We start from the raw sequence: 26,153 nt of genomic DNA, 5'->3' as shown, positions 1-26,153 counted from the left end.
CATCAGGTTCTGAGACCAGCCCGGAGACGGTGCGATCGGTGGCCGGCGCTCTCGCCGCCGTCGGCCTTGCCGCCGGTCGCATCACGCCTCTGCCCGGTGGGTACGGCGGAGGGACCTTTCGAGTCGCGACGCAGGTCGGCGAGCTGGTCGTCAAGGTGCGGTCCGACGTGCGGCCACTGGTGGTGGCACGGACGGCGTCGCACCTGCTGTCCAGCCACGGTCTGCCCCACCAGGACGTCGTCGTGCCACCCACACGCACGCCGGCCGGCTGGCTGATCGCTGTGCGTTGGATCGACGGCCACGACCTCTCCCACGAACCGGTCAGCGGATGGAGCGCGGAGCAGGCCGCCCGCCTCGGCCGGGACCTGGGTGCCTGGCTATCGAGAATGCACAGCATCACGGCGCCGGGTCGGGACTGGCTGGGCAAGGCGGACCGGCGTTTCACGGCGAAGCTGCGCCACGGCGCGGAGCGTGGGCACCTCGCCACGGGGCTGGTCATCCAACTGGAGGATTTCTGGCAGCGCGTCCGACCGGCCCTGGACGGAGCTCCTGTCGCCCTGATCCACCGCGATCTTCGAGACGCCAACATCGTGGTGCAGGACGGGCTGTTCGCCGCCGCGATCGACCTGGAGCAGGCACGGCTCGCCGATCCCCTCTACGACATGGTCAAGATCACCGAATCGGTGCTGACGCTGCACCCAGTCCTCAGCACCGCGTTCTGTGAGGCATACGGGCTGGACACGGCACGTCCCGATATCCGCGACCGGCTTGCCGCGGTCTTCGCCCTGGAATACCTCTCGGCTGTCGTCTACTTCGACACGCGCGGCGACCAGGTCATGATCGCGGAGCAGTGTGACCGTCTCGCCAGACTGCTTCACCAACCGGTGACGATGGGATGACGGCAGGTCCGATGGTCCATGGAACCTCCGATGGTCCATGGAACCTGAGAACCTCCAGGTCGGCGCCCCGGCCAATTCTCATGATTTGTCGAGGAAGAAGCGGACAGTCGTGCTGTCAGGCGGGTCCTTCATCGACGATGAGCCAGCGCCGGCCATCGCTGTTACGGGCCAGGAGGTAGCCCCGGATGACGTGGCCGTCCGGTATGGACGCGGCATGCTCCTGCAGCAGGGTGAACTCCACGGGCACATGGACAACCTGCTGGTAGCCCTGCGCGAGGGTACCTTTGCCGCTCGCTGGCATCAGCTGGCCGATCTTCAAGTCGCCGATGCTGACTGGTTCAGCCCACTATGTTGCGCTGCGCGACCAGTTTTGTCGGGGTCAGCCGGACCAGCAGCTCTCCGGGTACGCCGTTGCGCCGGCCGAACTCCTCAGCGCGGTCCGTGCCCATGTAACGGCCGCCGATCGCGGTCGCCCACCGCAGCAGTTCGGCGGGATCCTCGGAAATGGTCACCGGCCCCTCGACCAGCACGAAGGAGAACGGCGGTCTCTCGTCGTCCACGCACAGGCTGGCACGTCCCTCCCGGCGTAGTGCCCGGCCCTTCACCGTGGCCGCACCGGGATTGAAGACACGGATGCCCCGCATCCCCGCCTCCGCGTTCATTATGTTACGTATAGTTTCGTATCCATGTTACGTATCGTTTTGGATTTTCGGAACAGAACGTTCCAGCTTCTGACGCCCGATAAGCTTTACTTCTCAGGCGTCAGACGAGCGACGAAACGGGGAGAGACGGACATGAGCGAAGGCGACTCAGAGGTTGCGATCCGTGACGATATAGAGCACTCTGCGCTGTCACCCGCCCTGATCGAGCGGATGGCCGACTATGCCCGCGCGGCACGGGCCTCCTCGACATGGCGCGCCTACGACAGCGACCTGCGGCACTTCACCGCGTGGTGCATCGAGCACTCTCCGCCGCTGGCTGCGTTGCCGGCGGTGCCGGCGACCGTGGCGGGCTATCTGACGGCGCTCGCCGACAGCGGATACAAACCGGCGACCATCCGACGTCGGATGGCGGCGATCTCCGTGGCGCACCAGCTCGGCCGCCACCTCAACCCGACAACATCTGTCGAGGTGGCAACGATCTGGGACGGCATCCGCCGCACCCACGGTGTCGCGCCCGCGCGCAAACACGCGTTGGAAACCAGCGTGCTGACCCGCGTGCTCGACGCGATGGACGGCGACCGCCTCACCGACATCCGGGACCGGGCGCTGCTGCTTGTCGGCTTCGCAGGATGCCTGCGCCGCAGCGAACTCGTGGCCCTCGACGTCGCAGACATCTCCGAGACGTCCGACGGTCTGGTCCTTGCCATCCGCGTTTCCAAAACCGACCAGGAGTGGGCGGGTGCACTCGTCGGACTCGCCTATGGCTCCTACCGGCCGACCTGCCCGGTCCGGTCGTGGATTGCATGGCGTGAGGCCGCAGGCCTGGTCGACGGGCCGGCGTTTCGGGCGGTGAACCGCCATGGCGCAGTGAGCTCCGGCCGGCTCTACCCGGGTTCGGTGGCCCGGATCGTCCAGCGCCGGGTCGCCGCGGCCGGCCTGTCCCCTGCCGACTTCGCCGGCCATTCGTTGCGGTCGGGGTTCGCCACCGCGGCCGCCCGCGCCGGCGTCACAGACCGAGCGATCATGCGCCAGGGCCGCTGGCGGTCATCCACCTCGCTGGACAGCTACGTCCGGGCAGGCCGCCTGTTCGACCGGGACAACCCCTCCGGCAAGGTCGGCCTGTAGCACCATTCACAGACCGACCTTGCCGGAGGGGTTATTGCGGAACAAGGTGCTTCTGTCCGGATACCGGTGTTCAGCAGACTGAACGCGGAGCCGCTGTTCCCTGGCGGCGTCAAAGGGTCATAGCGACGCTCCGATAGGATAATCTCGGTAGCGTCGACAGACTGGACGGTGGATGGCCCGGCACGAGCTGTTGAAAATCGAGGAACGGGAAACCATCTCCCGGGAACTGAGCCGGCACAAGTCGGCGCGCTACATCGGGCAGATGCTCGGCCGGCACCACTCGACGATATCCCGGGAGATCGACCGGAACGGCGGGGCGACGGCCATATCGTGCGGTCGAGGCGCAGCGACGCCGCGAGGAGAACCTGGCACGTCCGAAAGAACGAAAACTCGAGGCGTCGCCGCGGCTTCATGACGCGGCGAACGGGAGACGTCATTTCATGCTGACGACGATGGGGCCGGTGGGAGTGCCTGGCGTGACCGGGCCGATCGGCATGACCCCGGCGTCGGCGGCGGAGCCGCGGAACCAACTGGGATGGGTTACCGACGCCGCGGCGTACTCGGCGGCCTGTCCGGGTTGCGCCGCTCTGGCGCCGGTTGAAGCCGCTACGCTTGTACAGACAAATGTCGGTTACCACACAAGGGGACAATCCGGTGGCTGAGCGTGGCAGGTCGTGGGACTTCAAGTCGGTCGCACCCGACCCGGATGCCGTCGGCACGCCGGCGGTCGAGCTGAACCCGGATGTCCCGCACATCGCCCGGATCTACGACTACTGGCTGGGTGGGAAGGACAACTACGCCGCGGACCGCGCGGTGGCGGAGCAGGCCATCGCGGCGATGCCCAGCATGACCGCCAGCGTCCGCACCAACCGGGCGTTCCTCAGCCGGGCGGTGAACTACCTGGCCGCCGAGGCCGGCATCCGCCAGTTCCTGGACATCGGCACCGGCCTGCCGTCGGCGGACAACACCCACGAGGTCGCGCAGCGCGCCGCCCCCAGTTCGCGGATCGTCTACGTGGACAAGGACCCGATCGTCCTGGTGCACGCGCGGGCGCTGCTGACCACCACCGCGGAGGGCAGGACCGCCTACCTCTCGGGTGACGTCCGCGAACCGGCCGCCATTCTCGCCAAGGCGGCGGACACCCTGGACTTCCGCCGCCCGGTCGCGTTGATGCTGGTCGCGATCATGCACTGCGTCCCGGACACCGACGACCCCTACGGAGTCGTCGCGACGCTGTCCGCCGCGCTTCCCGCCGGCAGTTTCCTGGTGCTGTCCCATCCGGCCCACGACGTGAACCCGTCGACCGGAGCGGGTGCTGCCGCGGCCCGCATGAACCAGATGATGCCGGAGAAGGTCACCATGCGTAGCCGCGCTGAGGTCACCCGGTTCTTCGACGGCTGGGAGCTGCTCGAGCCAGGGGTGGTGCCCGCGACCCAGTGGCGCACGGACGATCCCGCCCCGACGGCGCTGTGGGCCGGCGTCGGCCGCAAGCCGGCCGACGGGTGAGCGCGTCGGTCAACGCGTCGAGTTCGTAGGCAGGATGGCGGGCCTGGACCCGTTCGTACAGTGGCCATGTTGCGGGAGAACATGGTGGCCGCTCCTCCGTGAGGACGCTCCATCAGCATGAGTGTCGTGAACTCACCCGCTGATGGCCACGACCAGACACGCCGCGCCGTTGGAGGCGGTCACCCCCGTTTACACGTCCGGGTCCCCAACGAGCGAATCGTCTTCATGCGGATGCGTACGTCGCAGGACCGTGCGGCGGACGCGATCACGTCGTTCGCGGGCTCGCTGCCCTTCGTTTATCTTCACGCGGCCTGGTTCGGTGTCTGGGTCCTGATGAACGAGGGCGTGTTCGGGCAGGCCGAAGTTTTCGACCCGTATCCGTTCGGGCTGCTCACGATGATCGTCAGTCTGGAGGCGATCTTCCTGTCCACCTTCGTGATGGTGAGCCAGAACCGCGAAGCGGCGCGGCAGAATCTGCGAGCCGACCTGGACTTCGAGACCAACCTGCGGTCCGAGGTGTGGTCGGTCCACATCGGCAAGGCGCTTGGGCTCGACGCGGAACAGATCGAGCGACACGTCCAGGAGATCATCGAACAGGCCAGGGCGGGAATCAGCAACGGTCAGGCCGCACCGATGGACCCCCGGACGCTGTTAGAGGAGCGACCGGAGTACGACAGAAAGCCGCCGTTGCCGCAATCCTGATACCGGTTCCGCGGGACGCGGTGTTTCGTCCGGTGTCATTCGGATGGCATTCGGATGGCACCGACCTCACCCCAGCCGCGTGGAGGGCTGTCAACGTGGCGGGGCATCCGGGTCGTGGGGCAGGGCGCGCAGCAGGACCCGAGCGGTGCGGCGTTCGCCGTCCAACGCCGCCATGGCAGTCGCCATTGTCGGCGCGTGCAGTTCCTTCTCCTCGCGTTCGATCATCGTCTCGGCGGCCTGCAGTGCATCCCTGGCTGCTGAGACCAGCGCCTGTGCGGCGATCATGCAGCATAGGAATAATGTGGCCGGATATCGTCTGATCATGCCGTTCCTGCTGTCGGTCAATCTCGGAGCCGAAAGCCCCACCGAGTACTCACGGATCGGTATGACCGGTATCGACAAGAGGCCGGTGACAGGTCCTGTCGAGGTGCGTGCGCCTGGTCCCAAAGGGGTCGGCGGAAGTGGACTGGTCGGTGACCGGGTCTGCGACCTGAGGCATCACGGCGGAGATGACCAGGCCGTCTACGCCTACGCCCGCGAGGATCTGGACGCCTGGTCCGCGCAGTTGGGCCGCCCCCTGCCGTGTGGGGCGTTCGGGGAGAACCTGACCACCATGGGAGTCGACGTCACCGCCGCGCTGATCGGGGAACGCTGGCAGATCGGCGGACACGTTGTGCTGGAGGCTGCCGTCCCCCGCATTCCATGCCGGACCTTCGCCGGATGGCTCGACGAACGAGGATGGGTGAAGACATTCACTACCCGGGCGGTACCCGGGGCTTACCTGCGCGTTGTCGAAGCAGGGGTGATTCAGGTCGGTGACCCGGTGACGGTCGTGCACCGTCCCGACCATGATGTCACGGTCGGGATGGTTTTCCGCGCGTTGACCACCGAGCCTCGGCTGTTGCCTCGTCTGCTCGTCGCCGACGCGCTCCCGGACGAGGCCAGGCAGAGAGCCCGCCACGGCATGCCCTTCGAGCTGGCATCCGACACGTTGTAAGATCAGCGATATGGCATCTCGCCGCGTTCTGCTGCACAGCGACCGGGTCACCGATCTCGCTCTTGCGATCAGCGCGGCGTGTACCGGCAGGCGTGACCCGCGCGCAATGCGCTGACACGCCACAGGCTGCGCGACCGTAGTTCACCCGCGCCACCGAGGGTCCACGACACCACTGCGCGGTTCATTCCGACTGTCCGGGAAGCTCCGAGTACTCGTCCCAGTGCGCGTGTTCGCCGCCGCCTGGACGAATCGGCGCGAAAGCGCGCTCTTCATGATCGCCTCGCATCCTGTCGCGATTCCTGAGGCCGCCCGGACCCCGCACACGCCACCGGAGCCAGCCATGCCGCTCGTCCACCCCAGACTTGCGGGCACCACGCTCGTGCCCGACTTCCTCCTGCGGGACGAAAGGGAAGCCATCCCTTCGACCACTCTGGAGGCACTGACCCGAGCTCTGAGCGCCGCGTCCGGGATCTGGGCGCCGATCGTGCGCCATGACCCGGTCGAACGTTGGTACACCCGTCTCGTCCTGTCCGGATCGGTCGAGGTGTGGCTGATCGGGTGGTACTCCGGTCAGGAGACCGCCACGCACGATCATGGCGGCGCCCTGGGCGCGCTCTGTGTCGCCCAGGGCCGTGTCGAAGAGGTCATCCACGACAGGCGGTGGCAACCGTGCGGTTCACGACACTTCGGGCAGGGAACGTCAGCCACCTTCGGCCGCAGCCACATCCACCGGGTGGTGAATCCGGGGCCCGGCCCGGCCACGACCATCCACGCCTACTCCCCGCCGGAGGTGCCGCTGCGGTACAACCCGGACTCGATGGCCCCTGCCGCCGGGATGGAGACCCAGCCGGGCCCGGTCCGGGTACGGGACCGGGCATGAGCAGCCGGGTCGAGGCGATGCTCGCCCGCGCCCGTGCCCGGCTCGACCGGCTCGACCCGTTCGCGGCAGCGACAGCCACCGCGAACGGCGCCTTCCTGGTCGACATCCGGCCCGCCGCCCAGCGCGCCGCCGAGGGAGAGATCCCCGGAGCCCTGATCATTGAACGCAATGTCCTCGAATGGAGGCTGGACCCCACGTCGGACGCGCGGCTGCCCCAGGCGACCGGCGACGACATCCAGGTCATCGTTGTGTGCTCGGAGGGCTACACGTCCAGCCTGGCCGCAGCCTCGCTCCAGGATCTCGGCCTGCACCGGGCCACCGATATGGCTGGCGGCTTCCGCGCGTGGGCCCGCCGCGGTCTTCCGACGACGACCGGAACGCAACCCCAAGACTGTCACCCTAGGTAATCAGTATCGCTGAAAGTTCTCGGCCGGTCTCTTAGCGTAAGAGCGCTCACCGTGACGGTGAGTAACGGGGATGACCGCCGAGGCCCGTCCGCATCCCCGTACCGGCGACACGACGTGGACGGGACCCGGGCTCACCTGCCCGGACGGCGGCAGAGGGGCGATGGCATGTCCATCTCAAGCCGTACGGTCCCACCGACGGTCACCGCGGTCTCCTGTGCTGTTGCCGTCGCGGTGGCTCTGACGCCTCGTCCGGCCACCGCGGCCACCGCTCTCCCGAGCAGCCCGATCACGGTTACTGCGGCGATCAGCACCACGGCGACCAGCGCGGTCCTGAGTAGCGCAGCCACCCAGGACCTGCGCACCGTACCGGTGGCCGCGTTGGCGTACTCCGGTAAGCTGCTGAGCCTGGGCAGCCGGGGTCGGGCGGTGGCGCAGGTCCAGAGTCAGCTGGGGATCACCGCCGACGGCGTCTTCGGACCACGGACCGAAGACGCCGTCCTGGATTTCCAGTTCGAGGCAGGCCTGGTGACCGACGCCATAGTCGGTCCGCTCACCTGGGGCGCGCTGTTCGGTACCTCGACACCACGGAATCCGATAACGACTTCGGATTCGATCGGCGCGGCGGCGATTGTAATCGCCCGGCAACAACTCGGCAAGCCCTATGTCTACGGCGGTGACGGACCGGACGTCTTCGATTGTTCAGGTCTGATCCAGTACGTCTTCGCACAGTTGGGTGTGTCGGTCCCCCGAACCACCTACGAGCAGTTCGACGCGCTGGCCCCGGTCAGCCGTGCCAATGCCCGACCGGGAGACGTGGTCTTCTTCCTCAATGATCAGGGACAGGCATATCACGACGGCCTGTACGCCGGAAACGGCGAGATGATCGTCTCCCGCAAGCCCGGCACCGTCGTGCAATACCAGAAGATCTGGACGGACGACTACCGCGTCGGACGGGTCTGACCCGGCTCTCCACCCGGACACGGACGATCATGGTTGTGATCCTCGTCACAACCATGATCATCACAGATGTGGTGTTGAGTCGACCACCGACATGCAGGTCCCCGAAATACCCCATTTATTGCTGATTGTACAATCAAGTTATCTACTATAAGTGATCGAATAATCACTTATAGTTCCAAAATTGTAGTGACGGGATCGCTACGGACAGATGGATGCGACCTGTGACACAAACCGCGGACGTGACCGTTCCGGAACCCTTGCTATCCGGTCGAGAGCCGTCTACGTTCCTCGGTTAACGAGACGAGACAGGTTCGTTTCCAACGCGCGGGGCGCCTTTGTCGTGGCGCACTCCGTGCCGGTGAACCTCGTCGCCGTCTTCCGCAACGGTCGTGGTCCCATCCGAGCAGGGCAGATGTGTTCCAGAACACACCCGCGCGGTGCTCCTCCCTGTTATGTCCGCCATTTGCGATGTCCAGCAGGAGACGGTATGCCCAGTCAGTCCCGTTCGCTACCCGCGGGTAGCACTGCCGTTCCGGACCCCCGATCCAGGTTGCACGCGGATGCGAGCAGGATCGAGGGAACACGATGAGCGCCGGAGTACCGGTCCTGCCCGGACGAGACCTCCCGCCGCAGCCCTACGGCCCCGGATGGCCCGCATACTGGCGGCAGGAAGCCGCCTGCCAGGACGGGGATCCGGACGCATTCTTCCCACCGGACGGCCGCAACACCAAGGCGCGGGCGGCAGCCGAAACCCGAGCCCGCAAAATATGCGCGAGCTGTCCGGTACGGCGGGCCTGCCTTGCCACTGCCCTGTTCCGTCAGGAAGAGCACGGAGTATGGGGCGGGCTCACCTCGGACGAGCGCAATTCCATCGTTCCCCGTGGTCGACTGAGCCCGGATGACGCGCTGGCCTTCGCTGATCGCCTCCTGGTCTCAACGTACGCAACAAACTGATCTTACCATCTCCGTCGGGGCATCCGTTGTCGCCTCGGGGTGTGGCGTCCACGGGCTGCCGCAGACGCCACACCCCGAGGCGACCGGGGCGGCGGTGAGAAAAGAACCATTGACGCCCCGGTCCAGGATGGGCAGGCTGCGTGTCGTCGCCATCCGAGTGACTCGGGGACCTGGGCTACTCGGACGGCGCGAAAGAACCACGATCGTGCCGCCTTTGGCCCTCTAGGAGGACTTGCGTGTCGGCTCGTCCCGCGTCCGGTCGTGGCGTGCGTGTGTCCGCCACGACCGGGCAGGTCGCGCGGTGAGGGCTCCGCGTCGCCTGTTGCTGTTGCGTCACGGAAAGTCGGACTGGACGGACAGCGCCACCGCTGACGTCGACCGGCCGCTCTCGCCACGTGGTCGGGCAGCCTGCGGGCTCATCGCGGAGCACCTGCGCGCGGATCGACTCGTACCCGATCTCGTACTGTGTTCGTCCGCGCGCCGGACCCGTGAGACCGTCGAGCACATTGCCGGGGCACTTCCGCCGGACATCCCGGTACTGGCCGAGGACCGGCTTTATCTCGCCGAGGTCTCAGATCTCCTCGATCGTCTCCGTGAACTCGACGACGGCGTTCCCACGGTATTGCTCGTGGGGCACAACCCAGGAATTCATGCGCTTGCCGCGGGTCTGCTTCCCGTCGGCGAGCGTCCACGTATTCCCACGTTTCCCACCGCGGCACTGGCGGTTGAGGATCTTGCCGTAGGTCGTTGGGCGGAACTCGGACCGAGCACGACCCGCCTGGTGTCCTTTGCCACCCCACGCTCCCTGGCCGGTTCCGCCAGCCACTGACGACCCCGTGGTCGACGAGTCAGGAGCGCAGGTGGTCCTCAGTCGCGGTCAGTACGCCTGTTCCATGATCCGGGAGGTCGCCGCAGCGATCATTCCGACAACCAGCGCCACGCCGGTGACGATCCACAGGAACACCGAGTGGAGAACAAGCGCGAAGACACCGATCGCGAACCCGGCAATGATCAGAATCACCGCGGCCCACGAACCCGTGTTCGCCTTGTGGTGACCGCCGGAACTCGCCACGTCCGCTCCCCAAACATCGACAACCGTTACCCTGCCGGATTCAGAGACTACCCGCGAGCCGCGGCGGAGTCCCGTCCGGGTGTGCGGGACCATACGGACCCGGACCCGGACCCGGACCCACCGCGCCGGAAACGGGCGCCGTGGGGCGGGTCCGAGGACATCAGAGAGGACATCAGAAAAGCCCGGAGAGCCGGGTGAGATCGTCCATCTGCTCGCCGAGCCAGCGGCTCAGGTCGTGGGTGCGTACCTGCTCGGCCGCCGCGGCCAGCCTCCGGTAACGCTCCTCCACCGGCATGGTCAGGGCCTCATACAGGGCGTCCGCCATCTGCTGCACGTCGAAGGGATGCAGGGTGACCGCGTACTCCCCCAGCTCCTCGTGGGCGCCGGCGTTCTCCGACAGCGTCAGGACGCCGCCACGCCGGTTGACCACGGCGACCTCCTTGGTGACGAGGTTCATCCCGTCCGCCAGGGCGTTGACCATGATCACGTCGCAGATCGAGTAGGCCGCCACCGCGAGCGCGAAGTCCTCGGCCATCCGCAGATCGATGGGTTGCTGCCCATCCTTGGTGTGCCGGGCGTTGATCTCCGCGACGACCGCACCGATCAGCGCGATGTAGTCGGCGTATTCGGGGACGTCGGTGCGGCTCGGTTGCATCAGGGCCAGGAAACTGACCTTCCCGACAAGCTCCGGATGCTGGTCAAGCAGCGTGCCGAAGGCGAGGAAGCCACGTACGACGTTCTTGCTCGGGTCGGTGCGGTCCACCCGCAGGACGAGTTGGCGGTCTCCGTCGAGAAATGCGTAGCGCAGGATGGCGACGTGCGCGGCGACCTCCTCGGTGGTGAGGGTCGCCTCCAACGCGGCGGTATCCACGGAGATCGGGTAGTAGCGGGCCCGGACCGTCCGGTTCCCGATGGTGATCTCCAGGTTGTCCAGGTCGACATCCAGACCGAGTAGTTCCTGCGCGCACAGGACGAAGTTGCGGGCATAGCGCCGGGTGTGGAAACCGACGACGTCGCTGCCCATCAGGCCCCGCAGGAGCCGTTCGCGGATGCCGGTCGGCAGGACCCGCCACTCGTCCGGGCTGGGCCACGGGATGTGCACGAAGTGGGTCAGCACCACGTCGGGGCACAGTTCCCGGACCCGCTCGGCCACCAGGTAGAAGTGGTAGTCCTGCAACAGGACCAGTGCCTTGCCGCCACGGGCGTGGACCTCGTCGGCGACCGCCTCCGCGTACACCTGGTTGACCGCGGCATAGCCGTTTTCGAACGCGTCATGCTCGGCCTGCGTGATCACGGGGGACAGTGCGCGGCCGTACAGTCCATGCTGGACGAACCACAGAATCGGGTTCGACCAGACGCTGTAGAAGTCCGCGTAGGCGCCCGGATCGGTGATGACCAGGCGTACCCGGATGGCGGGACCATCAGGTTCACCGACGACCACGTGCGGAGACGGCGAGGTCTGCACGAGGATCGACCCTCCCTCCGCCTCGCTGGCGACGACGGTGTCCTCCTCGGTCGCCGCCCCGCACACCCAGACGGCGTCGTCGAGGTGTTCGGCGAGACCGGACAGCGCGGACACAAGTCCCCCTGCCCCGCGGATGACCGTGCGTCCGGATGTGCCGCGGTCGAAGCTCACCGGGCCGCGGTTGGACAACAGCACGAGCGGCAGGTCGAGCATTGTGGTAACCGGCACGGCGGTGCGGCCTCCTCAGTCGCGCGGGGAAGCGGCGCCGGAGAACGGCCGGGCCCGGGAACTTCCGCACGCACTAGCGTTACCTGGGCCTCCGACGGCGTGAAAGCAATCACAATCATACCCTCGTCGACTTACCAGACGATCCGGACTTTAGTAAGGCCCGCTAACGGATGCATCCTGTTGTGAACCACCTGCGGACTTGTTACCCGGATCTTCACCTGGAACACACTGGCAACCGAATGCGGGCAGCTGCTCACCGACCATATATGACCCTTGACGGCATCGCGCCCGATATGGACAATCCGCCGCGGCGAGTCCCACCGGCAGCCGTTACAGGCTGTCGCTGTAGTCCCGGACTTCCTGGACGGCGGAGCCCAGGGCCGCCAGCGACTCCTGGATACGTTCCCGGGTCTCCACCAGCGCGCTGGTCAGCTGCTCGACGGCCCGATGAGCGCTGCCGTCGGTTGCGGCCAGAACGATCGCCTGCGCTTCCTCGATCATGGTCAGTGCGCCGTCCAGCTGTCCGGTGACCTCATCGGTGCGCTTGAACGCCTCACCAAGCTGGGATTTGACGTCGGCGATCGTGCTCGTCACGGAAGTCCCGCCCTTCTTCTGTCACACCCGTGTGGGTTCGTATCCGGACAGCCGGTCTCCGACGGACGGTTCACTTCCCGCGCGGGCTTCGCGGTGCTCCGATGCCGAGCCCGAAGCGGCCGGCAAGCACAAGAGCCGTCAGTGAAGCGATCACATCCGGTGGGTCCAGCGGCGCGACCCGAGCGGTCGCCACCACCGCGACACCTGCCGTACCGGCCCCGAGTAGCGCCGAACGGGCGATATCCCCGCGGCCCGCGTCAGTGAGGGCCACCACACAGACAGCGGCGACAACGGCGGCGCCGACAAGTGGCGGCAACGCCTGGACACCAAGGAAGACCCGCAGCGCGGTCACCCCGCCGGCCACCAGCAGGCAGGCCAACCCGATGACGATCGCGGTCGACCCGGTCGCGCCCGCCCGGGTGATCCCTCGCAGCTCGGCCGCCTGCCCCATCGCGGTCAGGCACAGCTCGTGGGCACGTCCGAGCGCCGAGGACGGATCGAACGCGCTGTCGTCAGGTGAACCAGCCGCCGCGCCATGGACGCCTGGGCTACCGGCCTGTCCCGTCCCGGCTCCCCGCCCCGGCTCCCCGCCAGGGCCTCGGCCCGAGGCGTGACGACCGTGGTGTGCCCGGCCACCGCGCCCGGACAGCGCCGTGGCGGACACGTCGAAACCCGGATCATCCGCCGCCGGGACCGGAGCCGGCCGCAGTTGGTCGAGGTCGCTGATGCCGTGGTGGGCCAGTGGCCCGGCCACGGTGTTCCAGACCTCGTCGACCCGGGCACGGATCGCTTCCGCGGACTCCCGGTGTGTCCGCGCGAGCGCGCCGCGCCGTTCCTGACCGGCCAGCACCCGGTCCGCCACCTTGGTCCGAGCCTGGTCGAGCTCGGCAAGCAGCGCCCGGTAACGCGCGGCCGCGATCCGCGGATCGTCGAGATCAGGGTCGTGCGCGTCGCCACCACCACGTCGTCGATCATCGCCTGGCACGGCAAGGGATCTACCCGTCTGGTCGGACAGATCAACCTCGGCCGCGGGCCCGGCCGCATCCGAGGACACCGACAGCGAACCCCCAGGACCGTGCTTGTCCACTCGTACAGCCGGCCGGGTCACCGAAACGGTCCCTTCTCGAAACTCGGAGGCAAGATGCCGGGGGTGTCCGCGATCCGGTGCAGTGGCGCGAACGGGACGACCGTGCGCGGTTCCGCTTGCCCGTGACGGTCGAACAGCACTGCCCGGTTCGGGCTGGTGCCCGCTGTGACCATCCGGTTCCCGGCAAGGCTGAACAGATCGTTCCCGGGAAGACCGACCGCGACCCACGCCCCGATATCGTCGCGGTGGGTGGGACCCAGATCGTCGAGCAGCCGGCCCGGACCACGCCACCAGCCGAGTAGGTGCACCCGCTGGCCGGGACCCCGACGGGTCACGAAACGCAGGTCGTCCAGGCCGGACCGGCGGGTGGCCGGGTCCTTGGCCTCCAACACCGCCCGTCCGGCGTCCGCGGCAAACAGGACGAGTAGACGAAGCGGCATGTCGGGCGCGCCCGACATGCCCGCAAGGGAGGACTCCTCACGGGCCCGCACCTCGTCACAGGTCTCCCGCAGCACGCGACGCAGCGCGGCCGGCGGGTGCACCTGGGCCGGCTGCCCGAAGGCACGGACCCGGTCCGCGAGAGTGTCGGCCGCCTGCGACGTGTCACCTCCGACCGCGACGACGTCGACGAGCACCCCGCCCGGTGGGGCCTGGGCGGCGAGGCTGGTGACGGCCGCCTGCAGCACTCCGACCGCCTCACGGCGCAGCGGTCCGAGAACCGCGAGGTTGCGTCCGGGCAGCGGAGACAGCCGCACGCCCACGGCTGCGGGATGCAGGTCGAGAGGAACCCCGACGAGCGCCAGCGGCTCGCCCACCTCCGCGGGTTCGGCCGCGGGTTCGGTATGGCCGGCATCGGTGTCGGCGCGCTCGTGCGGGGCAGGCACGCCCGAAAGCGACCGGTAGAGCGGGTTGTCGTCCAGGAATGCCGGAGCGTGGCCCACAAAAACCCGCGGGGGTCGGATCCCCGGAACGCTCGCCGCTGTCGCCCGGGACAGATTCGCACGTAGTGTCGCGAGCACCGTCGGATCGGGGTAGGCGACCCGGACGAGCTCGTTACCGGCCGGGTGGCCGTTGCGCCGGTTGACGATTGCCTCACCGACACCGGAGAGCGCACCAGCCGCCTCGTTCGTGGTGGACAGCAGCACCCGTGACTCCGAGATCGACGTACGCAGCGCGATTCGCAGTGCGAACTGGCCGAAGATCGAACCCCGTTTGCCGGCCGTCGCGTCCAGGGCGTCGATACCTGACAGGGTCTGGCTGGCGAGCAGGAGATGGATTCCGTAGGCGCGTCCCTGGCGGGCCAGCACCTCCAGGTGGGAGACCGCCTCCCGCGACACCGCGTCCAGCGGTGTGAGCATCACCTGGAACTCGTCGATCACCACCATGATCCGCGGCCATCCGGCGCCGGTCTGCGCGGCGCGCAGGCCACGCAGGTCCCGGGCGCCGACCGCCCGCATCGTGAGAGCACGGCGCTGCATCTGGGCGCGGACGTGGCGCAGCACCGCGACGCCGAACTCCCGGTCGCTGTCCATCCCGATGGTGTCCGCGTGGGGCAGAACGAACGGGTCCTCACCGCGGGGGGCGAACTGGGCGAACTCCAGGCCCTCCTTGAAGTCGAGCAGGTGGAAGCGCAGCTGGTCGGGGGCGTAGCGGGCGGCCAGCCCGTACACGACGTCTAGGAGCAACGTCGACTTACCCGAACCCGCCTGCCCACCGACGAGGGCGTGAACGGTGTCGTCGTCGAACCGCAAAGTCACCGGGCCGTCGGGGCCGAACGCCACCGGGACGCCGAGACCCCCCGCGGCGTCAAGACCCCACAGGGTGTCGGGCAGCAGCGCCCGGGCGTTCGGCGGCCGGGCGGCTTCCCTGGCCGCGGCCGCGGCCACCACCGCGGCCACCGCGGCCACCAGGTCCGGCGGCGGCGGCTCGTCCAGGTCGCAGGGAAGCGGTCCGGACAGCGAGCAGCGCCACACCGGCCTGCCGTCGCCGGGTCCGTCCACGTAGGCTCCACCGCCGTCATCGGCCAGGCGCAGTGTTTCGGCGTTCGCCAGGGCGTCATGCCCGCGCCGGGTAACGGGAGCGCTGACACCGTCCTCGACCAGGGCGATGATGTGCACGCCGCACGCGGGACCCTGCGCGGCGATCGCTTCCAACGCCCGGGCGGCGTCATCCGCGAGCGAGGGCCAGGCGAGCAGCACCAGCAGCTGCCACGGCTCGGCTCGCGGCAGGCCCGCAGCCTCCCGTTCCCGCAGCGAGGCGAACCGGCCGGCGAGCCGGTCGACGGTGATGCGCCCGACGTCCGCGGACAGTTCGCCGAGTACGCCCTCCAGCCGGGTCCGGGTGGTCAGGGTGGGGCTCGCCACCCCCACGGCCCGCAGCGGGGCGAAGCCTGCGAGTCCGGCACCGAGCTCGTAGGGGTCGTAGACGGTGACCTGGACCGATCCTGCCGGAGCCGCCGCAAGGACACGGGTGAGCAGCCCCCGCACGACACCGACACCCTCGGAACGCCGGTCGCGGCCCACCACGATGCGCAGGTTGCCTCCGTCGAGGAGGCTGACGGCCAGGGGCACCTCGGTGGTGTCCCCGCCGGGCAGCAACGGCGGGACGATCACTTTTCCCAACCGCCACAGGCCCGGCCGGTAGGACATGCCGGTGGTCTCCTGCCCGGGTGGGATGGCGGGGGGGGATCCGGGGCCTGCGGGGTGGTGACCGCCGTGGCGGATCTGTGTCCACAGTGGTGCCGACCAGCGGGCACCGGCGAGGTCCGGGGTCTGCTCACGTGCTATCGCGGCAGCAGCGCTGATCGCAGCGGGCACCCGTTCGGCGGTGCCCGCGACGGCATGCCAGGCGTCGTCGCGGGGGTGACGCTGCTCGGGCGGACGGGCGCCGGCCGCCACCGGTAGATCGACTCCGGACGACTCGACCTGGTCCGCCAGCGCGTCCAGTCGATCAGCCAGGCTCAGCGCTTCGCCGAGGCAGGTCTGGATGCCGGCGACAAGCGTCCGCACCCGCCGAGTGCCCGACACCGCGACCTCCCCACGATCAAGCCGATGGCACGACGATGGTGGTGTGGCACCATGGCGGTGTGGCACCCTGGAGCCCATTACCTGATCGGTAGCCCCACCGGTAGCACCAAACTAACGGCGAGATCCGCCGGAGGCGGGGTTTTCCCCCGACTGGGCGGGTTGCGTCGATGTGACGCTACCGGACGGGGTTATCGCTCCCCCGCCACAGGTCTCCCGGCGTGTCTGCGCCGGCCGTGGGTACTGCCCGAAGGCAGCTTCCGTCAGCCCCCCGCGGACCGGCGGTAGGCCCGGATGCACCACGGCACGAACACCGCATCGAGCCCCAGCACCTCTGCCCGCCCGGAGTCGGCACGCAACAGCCGTGGTGAGGATCCGTACCGCGGTGGTCTTGCCGGCACCGTTGGGGCCGAGGACCGCATGCACCGTTCTCCTCGCCATGCTGAGATCAAGACCTGCCAGCGCCACGCTCGTACCGAAGCGCTTGTGAAGATCCCGCGCGAGGACCGCGGGTTTGTCAGCCACGGTTCGTGATCGTACGCCGGGTATCTGTCACAGAGGGAACCCGACGGAGGAAACCCGACGGCTGCTCAGGCCGAGCTGCGCCGGCCACGCCGATTCGCCAATTCGTCCCGGGGATGGCCGACCACCGCGTGCCCGGCGTGCCCGACCGGACGCTCGGGCCGCTCCGTCGGCAGCTGAGACAGCTGCCCGCGCATGTCCCGTACGGCCCGTCCTACCGCGATGGCGAAGACCCCCTGCCCGCCCTGTACAAGGTCGATGACCTGATCGTCGGAGGTGCACTCGTACACGGTCGACCCGTCGCTGACCAAGGTGACCTCGGCGAGGTCCTCGATGCCACGGATGCGCAGGCAGTCCACGGCGGCACGGATGTTCTGCAGGGAGACACCCGCCTCCAGAAGCTTGCGCACGACCCGCAGGACAAGGACATCCCGAAAGGAGTACAGCCGCTGGCTGCCCGATCCCGTCGCGCCCCGGACGCTCGGCACGACAAGCCCCGTGCGGGCCCAGTAGTCGAGCTGCCGGTAGGTGATCCCCGCGGCGGCGCAGGCGGTCGGGCCCCGGTAGCCGACATCATCCCCGGGAGGCACTGGAAGATCGTCTGGGAAGAGCTGACCCTGCACGATCATCGCCGTCCGCTCATCGCTGCCGCCATCTCGTCCGCCCGGCCAACCGCCTGGAAGGTGCACCCGGTCCTCCGCCCATCCGACTGCCGGCCGCAGCCCCGCTGGCGGCAGGACCGGAATCTTGACCTGACGGTAAGAGCCCTGGACAGTCCCTTCAACGATCACGATTGGCGTGTCTCGTAACAGACCGAAAATCTTCCCAGGCCAGACCATTGTTGAGAATACAGCCGTGCACACGCCGTGGCCGTGCGGAACCACGCTTCGTGACGCTTTGTGACGGCCCGCAACCGGTACCAGGAGCCCGCGGTCAGGAACCCGGTGTGTTGAAGTCCTCCGGCGAGATCGTGTCGAGAAACTCCCGGAACTTCTCCAACTCGTTCTCCTGCTCCTGTTCCTGCTCCTCGGGCACGGTGATGCCGGCCTCGGCGAGCACCGACTCCTCACCGTAGACCGGCGCGCCCATGCGCATCGCCAGCGCGATGGCGTCCGACGGACGGGCCGACACCTCAACGCCGTTACCGAACACGAGTGTCGCGTAGAACACACCGTCCTGCAGATCGTTGATAGTCACCCGGGTGAGCTCGGTCTGCATGGCCCGCAACACGTCACGCATCAGATCGTGGGTCATCGGACGAGCGGTCGTGATGCCCTCCTGCGCGAACGCGATGGCGGTTGCCTCCACCGCGCCGATCCAGATGGGCAGATAGCGTTCACCACCGACCTCCTTCAACAGGACGATCGGCTGCTTCGACGGCAGCTCGACACGAACGCCGACGATATCCAGCCGATGCACCGATCTACCTCCTCGGACAGGTGGGCGGGGTGGGCTGATCCAACCCGAATCCGTAGAGCCCCACCGGCTGACAGTATCTCCGTCGCCGGACTTCGTCAGCGTGCCTGGTGGTTCCGGCAAGATCGACCGCTTGTGGACGCCTTCTGCCACACTTTCCACGATAGGTGCCCGCTCGCCGGACGCCCCAAGCGTCCCGGCATGGGCAGGCCCGTCCGGCCGCTGCACGACGCGCCCGGCCCCCCGGCCTGGAGGATGCGGGGCTTCGCGGATCACTGTCATCCGCTCGGACCGGCCCGCAGCCGGGACCTCAGCAGGGCCGCGTGCAACCGCAGGAGGAGTCCCGCGAGCTCGTCGACGGCATCCTCCGCACGGGCACCGCTGCGGTCGCGCTGGCCTCGCAGCGGCGCCGCCACCTGCTCGATCAGCCCCGCCTCCCGGTCGGCGACCACCCGTGACGAGCGCAGGTGACGGGGTTGGACACCGAAAGCGCTCAGCGCGGCGAACGTGTGGGCAACAGCCACCGCGTCCGCGTCGAAGTAGCTTCCGCCCGGACGGGGTGCCAACAGCCCGCACTGTTCGAGTTCGGCGAGCTGTTCCTCGCTCAGACCGGTAGCCGCGAGGAGCTCCCGTCGTGACATCCGCGTCGCCTCGCCGCCGTCGAGCAGGACGTCGAGAGCACGTGGCGCGGGCGGCGCCACCGGACGCGGACCGGGGCGTTCCTGCGGGGTCTCGCCACGGTCGAGGGACTCCAGCTCCTCTTTGATCACTCTTAGTGGCAGAAAACGTTCGCGCTGCGCCCCCAGCACGTACCGCAGCCGTGCGACATCATCAGGTGAGTACTTGCGGTAGTTCGCACTGGTACGCGCCGGAACGACAAGCCCCTCCGCCTCCAGATAGCGGATCTTGGACAGGGTCACGTCGGGATAGTCCACCCGCAGCCGGTCGAGCACCTCGCCGATGTTGAGAGTCCTGGCGGCGGAACCACCCACTCGACCGTGACGCGCCCGATCGGACGTGGGCAACGACGTGGCCGCAGCACCACCGGCGGTCATCGGTGAGATCCTCGGTTCACTGCGGGCCCCCGCCACCCGTCGCGATGATCGATCCGGTCAGGAACACCAGCCGGAACTTGCCGATCTGGACCTCGTCGCCGCTGGACAGCTCGGCCGAGTCGATCCGCTCACGGTTGAGGTAGGTGCCGTTCAGACTTCCGACATCACGCACCGCGAAGCCCTTCGTGTACGGAGACCGGTGGAACTCGGCATGGCGCCGCGAAACGGTCACATCGTCGAGGAAGATGTCGCTCTCCGGATGCCGGCCAACCGTGGTCAGGTCGGCGTCCAGCAGGAAACGACTGCCCGCGTTGGGTCCCCGCTTGACCACGAGCAGGCCGGAACCCGGCGGCAGCGCGTCGACCGCGGCGACCGCGTCCCGCTCCGTCGACTCGTCGACATGGTCACCTTCGATACCCGACAGTGCGGCGGCAAGGTTCAGCGTGGAAGTCTGCTCGGCAGGTCGTTCCGGCGCGACGGGCTCACCTGGACGTACCAGTGGAGACCCGCACCGTGCGCAGTACAACGCATCGGACGGGTTCTGCTGTCCGCACCTCGTGCAGAACACGGTCGCGTCTGCTTCCTGCCGGACCGCCGCGGTCGCGGTGGGGCCGGCCGCTCGGGCCACCTGCCTGGGGTGGCGAAAACGTTCGTTTCCTCCTCGGGGACCCCCGTCGCTGCCCGGACGGCCCCCGACCGAAACAGACGACACCGACCGTGACATCCCGGCCTCGCGTCGCCCTTCCGGCGCACAACGAGGCTAGTGCATCAGACCCACTACTGCGAAAAGGGAGCGGGTCAGCCATTCCGGCGTGCCGTCACGAGGGTCTCAAGGACCAGCTTTGACGTGCTGGGCGTAGGCGACGGCGTCCAGCAGCGCATCGGTGACGGAAGTGTCCTCGACGGCCACCTCCACCAGCCAGCCTTCACCGTAGGGATCGGAGTTGACCAGCTCAGGGGTGCTGTCGAGCACCTCGTTGCGGGCCACGACCTCGCCGGAGACCGGCGCGTAGACGTCGGAGACGCTCTTGGTCGACTCCACCTCCCCGAACGGCTGACCGGCCTGCACACGGTCCCCCACGGCCGGCAACGTCACAAACACGATGTCACCGAGCGCGTCCTGTGCAAAGGATGTGATACCCACCCGCACGGTGCCGTTGTTCACCCGGATCCACTCGTGCTCCGTGGTGTACTTCAGGTCGTCCGGGTACACCGGGGATCGCCTCCCAATCATCGTTGCGGTCATCGTCGTGATGACCGTTCGTTCTCTGGCCGGCCGCCCGGATCGGCTATCCGGCCGGCCGAGCGTAGCGGGGTGGCGGAAGTTGCCGCAACGCCCGCACCTCGATGCGCTCCAGCTCCGTCAGGCCGGCCTGCGCACCCGCCCGGCTTGCGACCGTGTCCACCACACCACCAGGAATCCTCATCGCTGCAGCGAGCGTGTGGGCGTCACCGATCGCCAACAGCCGGTACGGTGGCAGCACCGCGCTGCCGTCCACGGTCATGCCCCCGTCGGCCCGATCGACCACGGATGTGGCGGCTACGACCCGGACGCCGGAGAGCTCCATCGCCTCCGCCCCCGCGTCACGCAGCTCCTGCAGGGCGTCGACGAGCACCTCGGAACCGACCGTGCCCCGCGGGTCGGTGACGGTGAGTGCGACGCCGGGTCCCTGGACGGCAACGGTACCGACGAGAATCGCCAGGCCGTCGGCCTGGGACCGAGCGTCGTCGAGGGCTGCCTGCGTGCCGGGGGTGCCGGCCAGCTGCTGGCGGGTGCCCTGCAGGTGTTCGATTTCGCCACGCAGCCGTTCCCCGTCGGCATCAAGGCCGTTGAGGATCCGGACGAGGTCGGCAGGCCGTGCGGTGGCAAGCCCCGCGGTGGCCGTGTTCGTCCGGATGGCCAGCGACAGGCCGAAGCCCAAGACGGCCAGTAGCAGTAGAACGACGATCCGCAACGGGCCGGAACGTTGACGGCGTGTGTGTGAGCGCGGCTCCGGTTCCGGCTGCGTGGGAACGGAACCGTCAACGGCCATGGCCATGATCATGCCTTGAACAGCACACGACGGATCGCCGCGGCGTTCGCGAAGATCCGGATTCCGAAGACGACCACCACCGCCGTACTGAGCTGCCCGCCGACTCCGATGGAGTCCCCAAGCAGCACGATCAGCCCGGCAATGGCGACGTTGCCGACGAAGGAGACCACGAACACCCGGTCGTCGAAGACCCTCTCCAGCGCCGCGCGCAGCCCGCCGAACACGGCATCGAGCGCGGCCACCACCGCGATCGGCAGATACGGGTCGAGCCAGTCAGGGGTACCCGGGTGCAGGAGCAGCCCGGCGGCGACCCCCACCGCCAACGCCAGGACAGCGATCATGGTATCAGTTCCCGGGCGACCATGGGCAGGGTCAACGTCGCGGCCGGCACCGTGACCTCACCCTGCTGGAGGAGCGTGGATGACACGCCGACCGCGGTATGCCGGTCCGCGAGACGTCGCCACACCGCGGAGTTCTCCACCGCCCCCGACAGCGTCGCTCCCGGCCCGATCGCTGTGACCTCGTAGGGAGAGGCCAGCGGATGGAACCCGACCAGAATGGCCTGGCCCGCGGCACGGATCGCAGTGGTGGACGTGATCCGCACATCACCGACCGCAACCGCCTCGGCGCCGGCCGCCCACAGCACGTTGACCACCTCAGCCACCTCGTGGTCGTGTACCCGCCCGTCGTCGGCCTGCGCGCCGTACCCACGCTTCCCGGACGCATCCGTGCCGGCTCTCGCCATCGCGGTCACCGAATCCGACAGTCCGATCCGCACACCCGGGCCCCGCAGCGCCGTGCCACCGACAGCGGACCGCAACTGTTCCAGGCGCGCGGCCGGATCCGCGTCGCGCGCGCCGTCCCGCCGTGTCGTGTCACCGTCGGTGAGCTCCCTCAGGTCCGCGACCCGACCTGCAAGAGTTCTGTTCGCCGCCGTGTAGCGATGCACGTCCGCGACCAGCGCGGCACGGGTCCGGGACGGGTCGAGATCACGTTCCGACTGGTGGTATCCAGCGGTTGCCGCAAGCAACCCCACGAGCACTAGAGGCGTGAGGCGAACCAGCCCGCGTCGGCCTGCACCGAGGGACGCGCTGGTCCCTACTGCCGCATACACCGGTTCCAGGGCATCGCGGGCGATGTCGTGGACGAGCGTCCGGCGCCGCGCGGCCGGGGATCGCGCTCCTGCGGATTCGGACACACCCGGCATTCTGTCGTGGGCCGCCGGTGCTGTCACCAGCGCGGTCACCATCCGGCCGGGTCCAGGTGGCGCCCCGAGGGGATGGCTCCGGGGACAGCGCGGACGCCGGGACGGCTCAGATGATGCTCGCGCCTTTGCCATCGGCCTCGACCACGGCGCTCCAGTGGTCCAGGAGTTTGCGCGCATCCGTCGGGTCCTCCCCCTCCGCCCACAGGTGGGTGACGGCCTCGGCGGGATCGGGCAGCACCAGAACCCAGGCACCGTCCGGCATGACCACCCGGACGCCGTCCGTGGTGTCGATCGTGCACCCGGCGTCGGGATCCACCGACTCCACCACCCGACGCATCACCGTGCCCTTGACCGCCCACGGTGTCGACACGGACCGACGCAGCACCGACACCGCCGGGATACGGGCATCGATCGCGCTCAGGGTGAGCCGGGTCCGGGCGACCAGTGCGGCCAGCTTGACGAAGGCTGCCAGGCCATCGATCGCGGGCGCGAACTCGGGAACCACGAACCCTCCGCGGGCGTCCGCCGCGAACGCCATGTTCGGCTCGCCCGCGACCCGTGTGAGGTCCGCCGCCGACAACGACGTCCGCCGCACCGTCAACCCGTGGAAACGGGTCACCTGATCGGCGATCCGGGTGGTGGTGACCGGCAACGCCACCTCGGCACCCCGGTTCTCGGCCGCGACAAGATCGAGGAAGACCAGCAGCGCCCGCTCGTCATCGATCAGGTCACCGCGCTCGTCCACGATCGTGATGCGCTCACCGGCATGGTCGAACTGGACCCCGAAGGCAGCCCGGGAACTGGCGACCAGGGCACCCAGCCGATCCAGGGCCTGTCGGCGAACGCTCGCCGGCCGGGCCGGGAAGGTCTCGTCCAGCCGGCCGTTGACGGTGAGCGCGTCCACCCCGAGCCGGCCGAGCAGGGTCGGCAGCACCAGCGACGCCGCCCCCCCGGCCGTGTCGATCACAAGTTTGAGGTCGGCCTCGGGCAGACCTGACGTGTCCACCCGGTCCAGCAGGTCGCGGGTGTAGATGTCGGCGGTACGAGCCGGAAAGCGCAGCTCCCCGATCTCCGCGGGAAACGCCCGGCGGAACTCCTGGCGGCTGACCACACGGTCGAGCTTGCGCTGCATCGCGGGGGAAAGATCACTGCCTTCGGCGTCGACGAAGATGATGTCGACCCGTTCGGCGTCACCGGGTGTCGTGCGTACCATGACCCCACCGGCGGCGTCCGAGGACCGGACGTCGAAGCGGGTCACCGACATCGGCGCGACCTCCAGGTCCCGCACGTCGATCGCGCTCGCGGTCAGTGCACTGATCACCGCGCGTTTGAGTGCCCGGGCGGCCCGGGAACCGTCCCTGGCCGTCGTCACCGTCGACCCCTTGCGCAGAGTCGTGGCGTAGGCGCTCGCGAGGCGGACCACCAGCTCCGGCGTGATTTCGACATTGATCAGTCCGGAGACGCCGCGGGGGCCGAACAGCGAACGCTGTCCCCGGGACTCCCAGATGACGCTGGTGTTGACCACCGCTCCGGCCTCGATGGTCTTGAACGGGTACACCTTGACGTCGTGGGAGACGAACGCCTCCTCCTCGATCACGCACTCGTCCCCGATGACCGCGCCCTCCTCGACCCGCGCGGCCCGTAGCACGTCGGTACTCTTGCCGATCACGCAGCCGCGCAGGTTCGCCTGCGGCCCGATCAACGCGTTGTCCTGGACGACCGCCCGGTGCAGGAAGGCGCCCTGCTTGACCACCACGTTGTTACCGACGACCGTGAACTCCCGCAGCTCAGCCCCAGATTCGATCTTTGTGTAGTCTCCGATGACCAGCGGGCCCGAGAGCACCGCCTCCGGGTGGACGTCGGCGTCCCGCCCGGCCCACACCCCCGGCGAGACCTCGAATCCGCCGATCTCCACGTCGACCTTGGCTTCGAGCACATCTCCCTGGACGCGCAGGAAACTGGCGATGGTGCCGACGTCCTCCCAGTAGCCGTCCACGACGTGGCCGTAGACGGGGGCACCGGCGGCGACGAGTCTCGGGAACACGTCGCTGGACCAGTCCACCGACTCGCCGACGGGAACGTGGTCGAGCGCTTCGGGTTCCATCACGTAGATCCCGGTGTTGACCGTGTCGGAGAAAACCTGCCCCCAGGTCGGCTTCTCCAGGAACCGGGCGATCCTGCCGTCCTCGGAGGTGATGACGATCCCGAACTCCAGCGGGTCCGGGACGGACTTGAGCGCGACCGTGACCAGCGCCCCCTGCTTGCGGTGGTAGGCCACCAGCGAGGTCAGATCGATATCGGTGAGCGCATCCCCACTGATCACCAGAAAGGAGTCGTGCCGCAACGCGTCCTGGGCGTTCTTCACACTCCCGGCAGTCCCGAGCGGTGTGGTTTCGGTAGCGTAGGACAGATGCATTCCCAGCTCGTCCCCATCACCGAAGTAGGTCCGGATGTGGGCGGCGAGGAACTGCACGGTGACCACGGTCTCGTTGAAACCGTGCCGTTTGAGCAGCCGCAGCACATGCTCCATGATCGGCCGGTTGACGACGGGAAGCAGTGGCTTGGGCTGGTTGGCGGTCATCGGACGCAGGCGCGTGCCCTCACCGCCGGCCATGACGACGGCTCTCACCGACCCACCTCCGCGTCTGCTCGGCCGGCCTCACCACAGTCGGGATCGGTCGCGGGCAACACCGGTGGATCAGCGTCGCCTCCGACACGCCCCGCCCGCGTGAGCCGGCGGGCCTGAACGCCGTAGAGGATTCCCGACCACCAGTACAGAGCAGTACCCCAGATGGCGAAAGCCCACCCGAGCGGACGGGAAACAACGGCGATCCAGTTGTCCCCGGCGGACAGCAGCAACAGCGGAAAGGCATAGAGCAGGTTGAAGGTCGCGGCCTTGCCCAGATAGTGGACGGGCAGCGCCGAACCGTAGCCGAGCCTGCGCACGATGGGCACCACGTATCCCGCGAGCAGGACGTCCCGGCCGATCAGCAGGGCCGCGAACCACCAGGGAACGATCCCGCGCAGGGTGAGCGCGATGATCGTCGCCAGGATGTAGAGACGGTCCGCGAGCGGATCGAGCAGGATCCCGAGGCGGCTGGTCTGGCCGAGCGCCCGCGCAAGCTTGCCGTCCAGATAGTCACTGACCCCCGCGAAGGCAAGAATGCCGAGGGCCACGCCGTCGGCATTCGGCCCCAGCGTCAGCCACAGGAAGACGGGAACACCGGCCAGGCGTAGCGCCGAGAGCAGGTTCGGGATTGTGAGCACCCGGCCCGACGGATCGACCGCAGTGGTCACGGCCGGCACCTCCTCCTCGCCCGAGTCCCGGCGGACCGGGGCGACCCGCTCGGGCGTCCGAG

Annotated in this window: 29 protein-coding genes; 11 read left to right on the top strand and 18 right to left on the bottom strand. The window is 68.4% G+C overall.

Features of this window, described 5'->3' with window-relative positions; all coding sequences use genetic code 11:
* Positions 1 to 38: 38 nt before the first annotated feature.
* The gene (locus NBW77_RS00390) at positions 39 to 899 is read left to right on the top strand and encodes an aminoglycoside phosphotransferase family protein (RefSeq protein WP_165486081.1); all 861 of its coding nucleotides are present in this window, start codon (positions 39 to 41) and stop codon (positions 897 to 899) included.
* 115 nt (positions 900 to 1,014) lie between these two features.
* Here the strand turns inward: NBW77_RS00390 and NBW77_RS00385 are convergent, their stop codons facing one another.
* Positions 1,015 to 1,200: a hypothetical protein gene (locus NBW77_RS00385; protein WP_131746819.1), complete on the bottom strand. Its 186-nt coding sequence runs from the start codon at positions 1,198 to 1,200 to the stop codon at positions 1,015 to 1,017.
* Between the two features lie 37 nt (positions 1,201 to 1,237).
* Complete coding sequence (locus NBW77_RS00380; protein WP_242605833.1) at positions 1,238 to 1,543, bottom strand: PPOX class F420-dependent oxidoreductase; 306 nt, start codon at positions 1,541 to 1,543, stop codon at positions 1,238 to 1,240.
* A 150-nt stretch (positions 1,544 to 1,693) separates the two neighbouring features.
* Between NBW77_RS00380 and NBW77_RS00375 the strand changes: the two genes are divergently transcribed.
* From NBW77_RS00375 to NBW77_RS00365, 4 genes are all read left to right on the top strand, one after another.
* A complete protein-coding gene (locus tag NBW77_RS00375) occupies positions 1,694 to 2,686 on the top strand; it encodes a tyrosine-type recombinase/integrase (RefSeq protein WP_131746818.1) in 993 nt (330 codons plus the stop codon).
* Positions 2,687 to 2,858: 172 nt separating this feature from the next.
* Entirely contained in the window at positions 2,859 to 3,101 is a 243-nt protein-coding gene (locus NBW77_RS22200) for a helix-turn-helix domain-containing protein (protein WP_349816931.1), read from the top strand.
* 209 nt (positions 3,102 to 3,310) lie between these two features.
* Positions 3,311 to 4,192 carry an SAM-dependent methyltransferase gene (locus NBW77_RS00370; RefSeq protein WP_131746817.1) on the top strand — a complete coding sequence of 294 codons (882 nt, stop codon included), beginning with the start codon at positions 3,311 to 3,313 and terminating at the stop codon, positions 4,190 to 4,192.
* A gap of 117 nt (positions 4,193 to 4,309) precedes the next feature.
* The gene (locus NBW77_RS00365; RefSeq protein WP_165486080.1) at positions 4,310 to 4,894 is read left to right on the top strand and encodes a DUF1003 domain-containing protein; all 585 of its coding nucleotides are present in this window, start codon (positions 4,310 to 4,312) and stop codon (positions 4,892 to 4,894) included.
* 90 nt (positions 4,895 to 4,984) lie between these two features.
* Here NBW77_RS00365 and NBW77_RS00360 read toward each other — a convergent pair whose 3' ends face one another.
* Positions 4,985 to 5,179 (bottom strand): hypothetical protein, encoded by a 195-nt coding sequence (locus tag NBW77_RS00360; RefSeq protein ID WP_207387008.1) that lies wholly within the window; start codon positions 5,177 to 5,179, stop codon positions 4,985 to 4,987.
* A 16-nt stretch (positions 5,180 to 5,195) separates the two neighbouring features.
* On the opposite strand from NBW77_RS00360, the gene NBW77_RS00355 reads away from it, so the two are divergent.
* The 6 genes from NBW77_RS00355 to NBW77_RS00330 all read left to right on the top strand — a co-directional run bounded on the left by NBW77_RS00355 (position 5,196) and on the right by NBW77_RS00330 (position 9,921).
* The gene (locus NBW77_RS00355; protein ID WP_242605831.1) at positions 5,196 to 5,891 is read left to right on the top strand and encodes an MOSC domain-containing protein; all 696 of its coding nucleotides are present in this window, start codon (positions 5,196 to 5,198) and stop codon (positions 5,889 to 5,891) included.
* Between the two features lie 220 nt (positions 5,892 to 6,111).
* Positions 6,112 to 6,771, top strand: a complete 660-nt coding sequence (locus tag NBW77_RS00350; RefSeq protein WP_250279111.1) for a cysteine dioxygenase — start codon at positions 6,112 to 6,114, stop codon at positions 6,769 to 6,771.
* A complete protein-coding gene (locus NBW77_RS00345) occupies positions 6,768 to 7,178 on the top strand; it encodes a rhodanese-like domain-containing protein (protein WP_131746814.1) in 411 nt (136 codons plus the stop codon). The genes NBW77_RS00350 and NBW77_RS00345 overlap by 4 nt, the downstream gene beginning before the upstream one ends.
* A 165-nt stretch (positions 7,179 to 7,343) precedes the next feature.
* Positions 7,344 to 8,138 carry a C40 family peptidase gene (locus NBW77_RS00340; RefSeq protein WP_250279110.1) on the top strand — a complete coding sequence of 265 codons (795 nt, stop codon included), beginning with the start codon at positions 7,344 to 7,346 and terminating at the stop codon, positions 8,136 to 8,138.
* 585 nt (positions 8,139 to 8,723) lie between these two features.
* Entirely contained in the window at positions 8,724 to 9,092 is a 369-nt protein-coding gene (locus tag NBW77_RS00335) for a WhiB family transcriptional regulator (RefSeq protein WP_131746811.1), read from the top strand.
* Positions 9,093 to 9,393: 301 nt separating this feature from the next.
* Positions 9,394 to 9,921 (top strand): SixA phosphatase family protein, encoded by a 528-nt coding sequence (locus NBW77_RS00330; RefSeq protein ID WP_250279109.1) that lies wholly within the window; start codon positions 9,394 to 9,396, stop codon positions 9,919 to 9,921.
* A 48-nt stretch (positions 9,922 to 9,969) separates the two neighbouring features.
* On the opposite strand, the gene NBW77_RS00325 is transcribed toward NBW77_RS00330, so the two are convergent.
* The 15 genes from NBW77_RS00325 to clsA form a co-directional block, all read right to left on the bottom strand.
* Complete coding sequence (locus NBW77_RS00325) at positions 9,970 to 10,164, bottom strand: hypothetical protein (RefSeq protein ID WP_131746810.1); 195 nt, start codon at positions 10,162 to 10,164, stop codon at positions 9,970 to 9,972.
* 172 nt (positions 10,165 to 10,336) lie between these two features.
* Positions 10,337 to 11,842 carry an alpha,alpha-trehalose-phosphate synthase (UDP-forming) gene (locus NBW77_RS00320; protein WP_131746874.1) on the bottom strand — a complete coding sequence of 502 codons (1,506 nt, stop codon included), beginning with the start codon at positions 11,840 to 11,842 and terminating at the stop codon, positions 10,337 to 10,339.
* A 345-nt stretch (positions 11,843 to 12,187) separates the two neighbouring features.
* Entirely contained in the window at positions 12,188 to 12,451 is a 264-nt protein-coding gene (locus tag NBW77_RS00315; RefSeq protein ID WP_131746809.1) for a hypothetical protein, read from the bottom strand.
* Between the two features lie 70 nt (positions 12,452 to 12,521).
* Positions 12,522 to 13,559 carry a hypothetical protein gene (locus NBW77_RS00310; protein ID WP_131746808.1) on the bottom strand — a complete coding sequence of 346 codons (1,038 nt, stop codon included), beginning with the start codon at positions 13,557 to 13,559 and terminating at the stop codon, positions 12,522 to 12,524.
* Entirely contained in the window at positions 13,556 to 16,564 is a 3,009-nt protein-coding gene (locus NBW77_RS00305; RefSeq protein ID WP_131746807.1) for an FtsK/SpoIIIE domain-containing protein, read from the bottom strand. Before NBW77_RS00305 ends, NBW77_RS00310 begins: the two co-directional genes overlap by 4 nt.
* A 587-nt stretch (positions 16,565 to 17,151) precedes the next feature.
* Positions 17,152 to 17,712, bottom strand: a complete 561-nt coding sequence (locus NBW77_RS00295) for a MerR family transcriptional regulator (protein ID WP_131746873.1) — start codon at positions 17,710 to 17,712, stop codon at positions 17,152 to 17,154.
* 304 nt (positions 17,713 to 18,016) lie between these two features.
* Positions 18,017 to 18,502 carry a bifunctional nuclease family protein gene (locus NBW77_RS00290; protein ID WP_131746806.1) on the bottom strand — a complete coding sequence of 162 codons (486 nt, stop codon included), beginning with the start codon at positions 18,500 to 18,502 and terminating at the stop codon, positions 18,017 to 18,019.
* 275 nt (positions 18,503 to 18,777) lie between these two features.
* Positions 18,778 to 19,554 (bottom strand): transcriptional regulator FtsR, encoded by a 777-nt coding sequence (gene ftsR, locus NBW77_RS00285; RefSeq protein WP_131746805.1) that lies wholly within the window; start codon positions 19,552 to 19,554, stop codon positions 18,778 to 18,780.
* A gap of 16 nt (positions 19,555 to 19,570) precedes the next feature.
* A complete protein-coding gene (locus tag NBW77_RS00280) occupies positions 19,571 to 20,122 on the bottom strand; it encodes an FHA domain-containing protein (RefSeq protein ID WP_131746872.1) in 552 nt (183 codons plus the stop codon).
* Positions 20,123 to 20,383: 261 nt separating this feature from the next.
* Positions 20,384 to 20,788 (bottom strand): glycine cleavage system protein GcvH, encoded by a 405-nt coding sequence (gcvH, locus tag NBW77_RS00275; protein ID WP_250279108.1) that lies wholly within the window; start codon positions 20,786 to 20,788, stop codon positions 20,384 to 20,386.
* A gap of 55 nt (positions 20,789 to 20,843) precedes the next feature.
* Complete coding sequence (locus tag NBW77_RS00270) at positions 20,844 to 21,509, bottom strand: DUF881 domain-containing protein (protein ID WP_242605830.1); 666 nt, start codon at positions 21,507 to 21,509, stop codon at positions 20,844 to 20,846.
* An 86-nt stretch (positions 21,510 to 21,595) separates the two neighbouring features.
* Entirely contained in the window at positions 21,596 to 21,928 is a 333-nt protein-coding gene (locus NBW77_RS00265; protein ID WP_131746803.1) for a small basic family protein, read from the bottom strand.
* Complete coding sequence (locus NBW77_RS00260) at positions 21,925 to 22,785, bottom strand: DUF881 domain-containing protein (RefSeq protein WP_165486078.1); 861 nt, start codon at positions 22,783 to 22,785, stop codon at positions 21,925 to 21,927. Before NBW77_RS00260 ends, NBW77_RS00265 begins: the two co-directional genes overlap by 4 nt.
* Positions 22,786 to 22,900: 115 nt before the next feature.
* The gene (locus tag NBW77_RS00255; RefSeq protein WP_131746870.1) at positions 22,901 to 25,408 is read right to left on the bottom strand and encodes a mannose-1-phosphate guanyltransferase; all 2,508 of its coding nucleotides are present in this window, start codon (positions 25,406 to 25,408) and stop codon (positions 22,901 to 22,903) included.
* A gap of 11 nt (positions 25,409 to 25,419) precedes the next feature.
* Positions 25,420 to 26,091 (bottom strand): cardiolipin synthase ClsA, encoded by a 672-nt coding sequence (gene clsA / locus NBW77_RS00250; protein ID WP_131746801.1) that lies wholly within the window; start codon positions 26,089 to 26,091, stop codon positions 25,420 to 25,422.
* Between the last annotated feature and the right edge of the window lie 62 nt (positions 26,092 to 26,153).

The sequence above is a fragment of the Frankia sp. Cppng1_Ct_nod genome (assembly GCF_920656135.1).
Classification (GTDB): Bacteria; Actinomycetota; Actinomycetes; order Frankiales; family Frankiaceae; genus Protofrankia; species Protofrankia meridionalis.
Note: the sequence above shows the minus strand (reverse complement) of the source record. Positions and strands in the feature narration are given on the sequence as shown.

What these genes read in the sequence shown, in the direction of transcription:
- NBW77_RS00335 (WP_131746811.1), top strand. Translation starts at nt 8,724, where the DNA reads ATGAGCGCCGGAGTACCGGTCCTGCCCGGACGAGACCTCCCGCCGCAG.
- NBW77_RS00385 (WP_131746819.1), bottom strand. Translation starts at nt 1,200, where the DNA reads ATGCCAGCGAGCGGCAAAGGTACCCTCGCGCAGGGCTACCAGCAGGTT.
- NBW77_RS00265 (WP_131746803.1), bottom strand. Translation starts at nt 21,928, where the DNA reads ATGATCGCTGTCCTGGCGTTGGCGGTGGGGGTCGCCGCCGGGCTGCTC.
- NBW77_RS00380 (WP_242605833.1), bottom strand. Translation starts at nt 1,543, where the DNA reads ATGCGGGGCATCCGTGTCTTCAATCCCGGTGCGGCCACGGTGAAGGGC.
- NBW77_RS00320 (WP_131746874.1), bottom strand. Translation starts at nt 11,842, where the DNA reads ATGCTCGACCTGCCGCTCGTGCTGTTGTCCAACCGCGGCCCGGTGAGC.
- NBW77_RS00345 (WP_131746814.1), top strand. Translation starts at nt 6,768, where the DNA reads ATGAGCAGCCGGGTCGAGGCGATGCTCGCCCGCGCCCGTGCCCGGCTC.
- ftsR (WP_131746805.1), bottom strand. Translation starts at nt 19,554, where the DNA reads ATGACCGCCGGTGGTGCTGCGGCCACGTCGTTGCCCACGTCCGATCGG.
- NBW77_RS00255 (WP_131746870.1), bottom strand. Translation starts at nt 25,408, where the DNA reads ATGGCCGGCGGTGAGGGCACGCGCCTGCGTCCGATGACCGCCAACCAG.
- NBW77_RS00375 (WP_131746818.1), top strand. Translation starts at nt 1,694, where the DNA reads ATGAGCGAAGGCGACTCAGAGGTTGCGATCCGTGACGATATAGAGCAC.
- gcvH (WP_250279108.1), bottom strand. Translation starts at nt 20,788, where the DNA reads ATGATTGGGAGGCGATCCCCGGTGTACCCGGACGACCTGAAGTACACC.
- NBW77_RS00365 (WP_165486080.1), top strand. Translation starts at nt 4,310, where the DNA reads ATGAGTGTCGTGAACTCACCCGCTGATGGCCACGACCAGACACGCCGC.
- NBW77_RS00360 (WP_207387008.1), bottom strand. Translation starts at nt 5,179, where the DNA reads ATGATCGCCGCACAGGCGCTGGTCTCAGCAGCCAGGGATGCACTGCAG.
- NBW77_RS00370 (WP_131746817.1), top strand. Translation starts at nt 3,311, where the DNA reads ATGTCGGTTACCACACAAGGGGACAATCCGGTGGCTGAGCGTGGCAGG.
- NBW77_RS00340 (WP_250279110.1), top strand. Translation starts at nt 7,344, where the DNA reads ATGTCCATCTCAAGCCGTACGGTCCCACCGACGGTCACCGCGGTCTCC.
- NBW77_RS00295 (WP_131746873.1), bottom strand. Translation starts at nt 17,712, where the DNA reads ATGATCGTGCAGGGTCAGCTCTTCCCAGACGATCTTCCAGTGCCTCCC.
- NBW77_RS22200 (WP_349816931.1), top strand. Translation starts at nt 2,859, where the DNA reads ATGGCCCGGCACGAGCTGTTGAAAATCGAGGAACGGGAAACCATCTCC.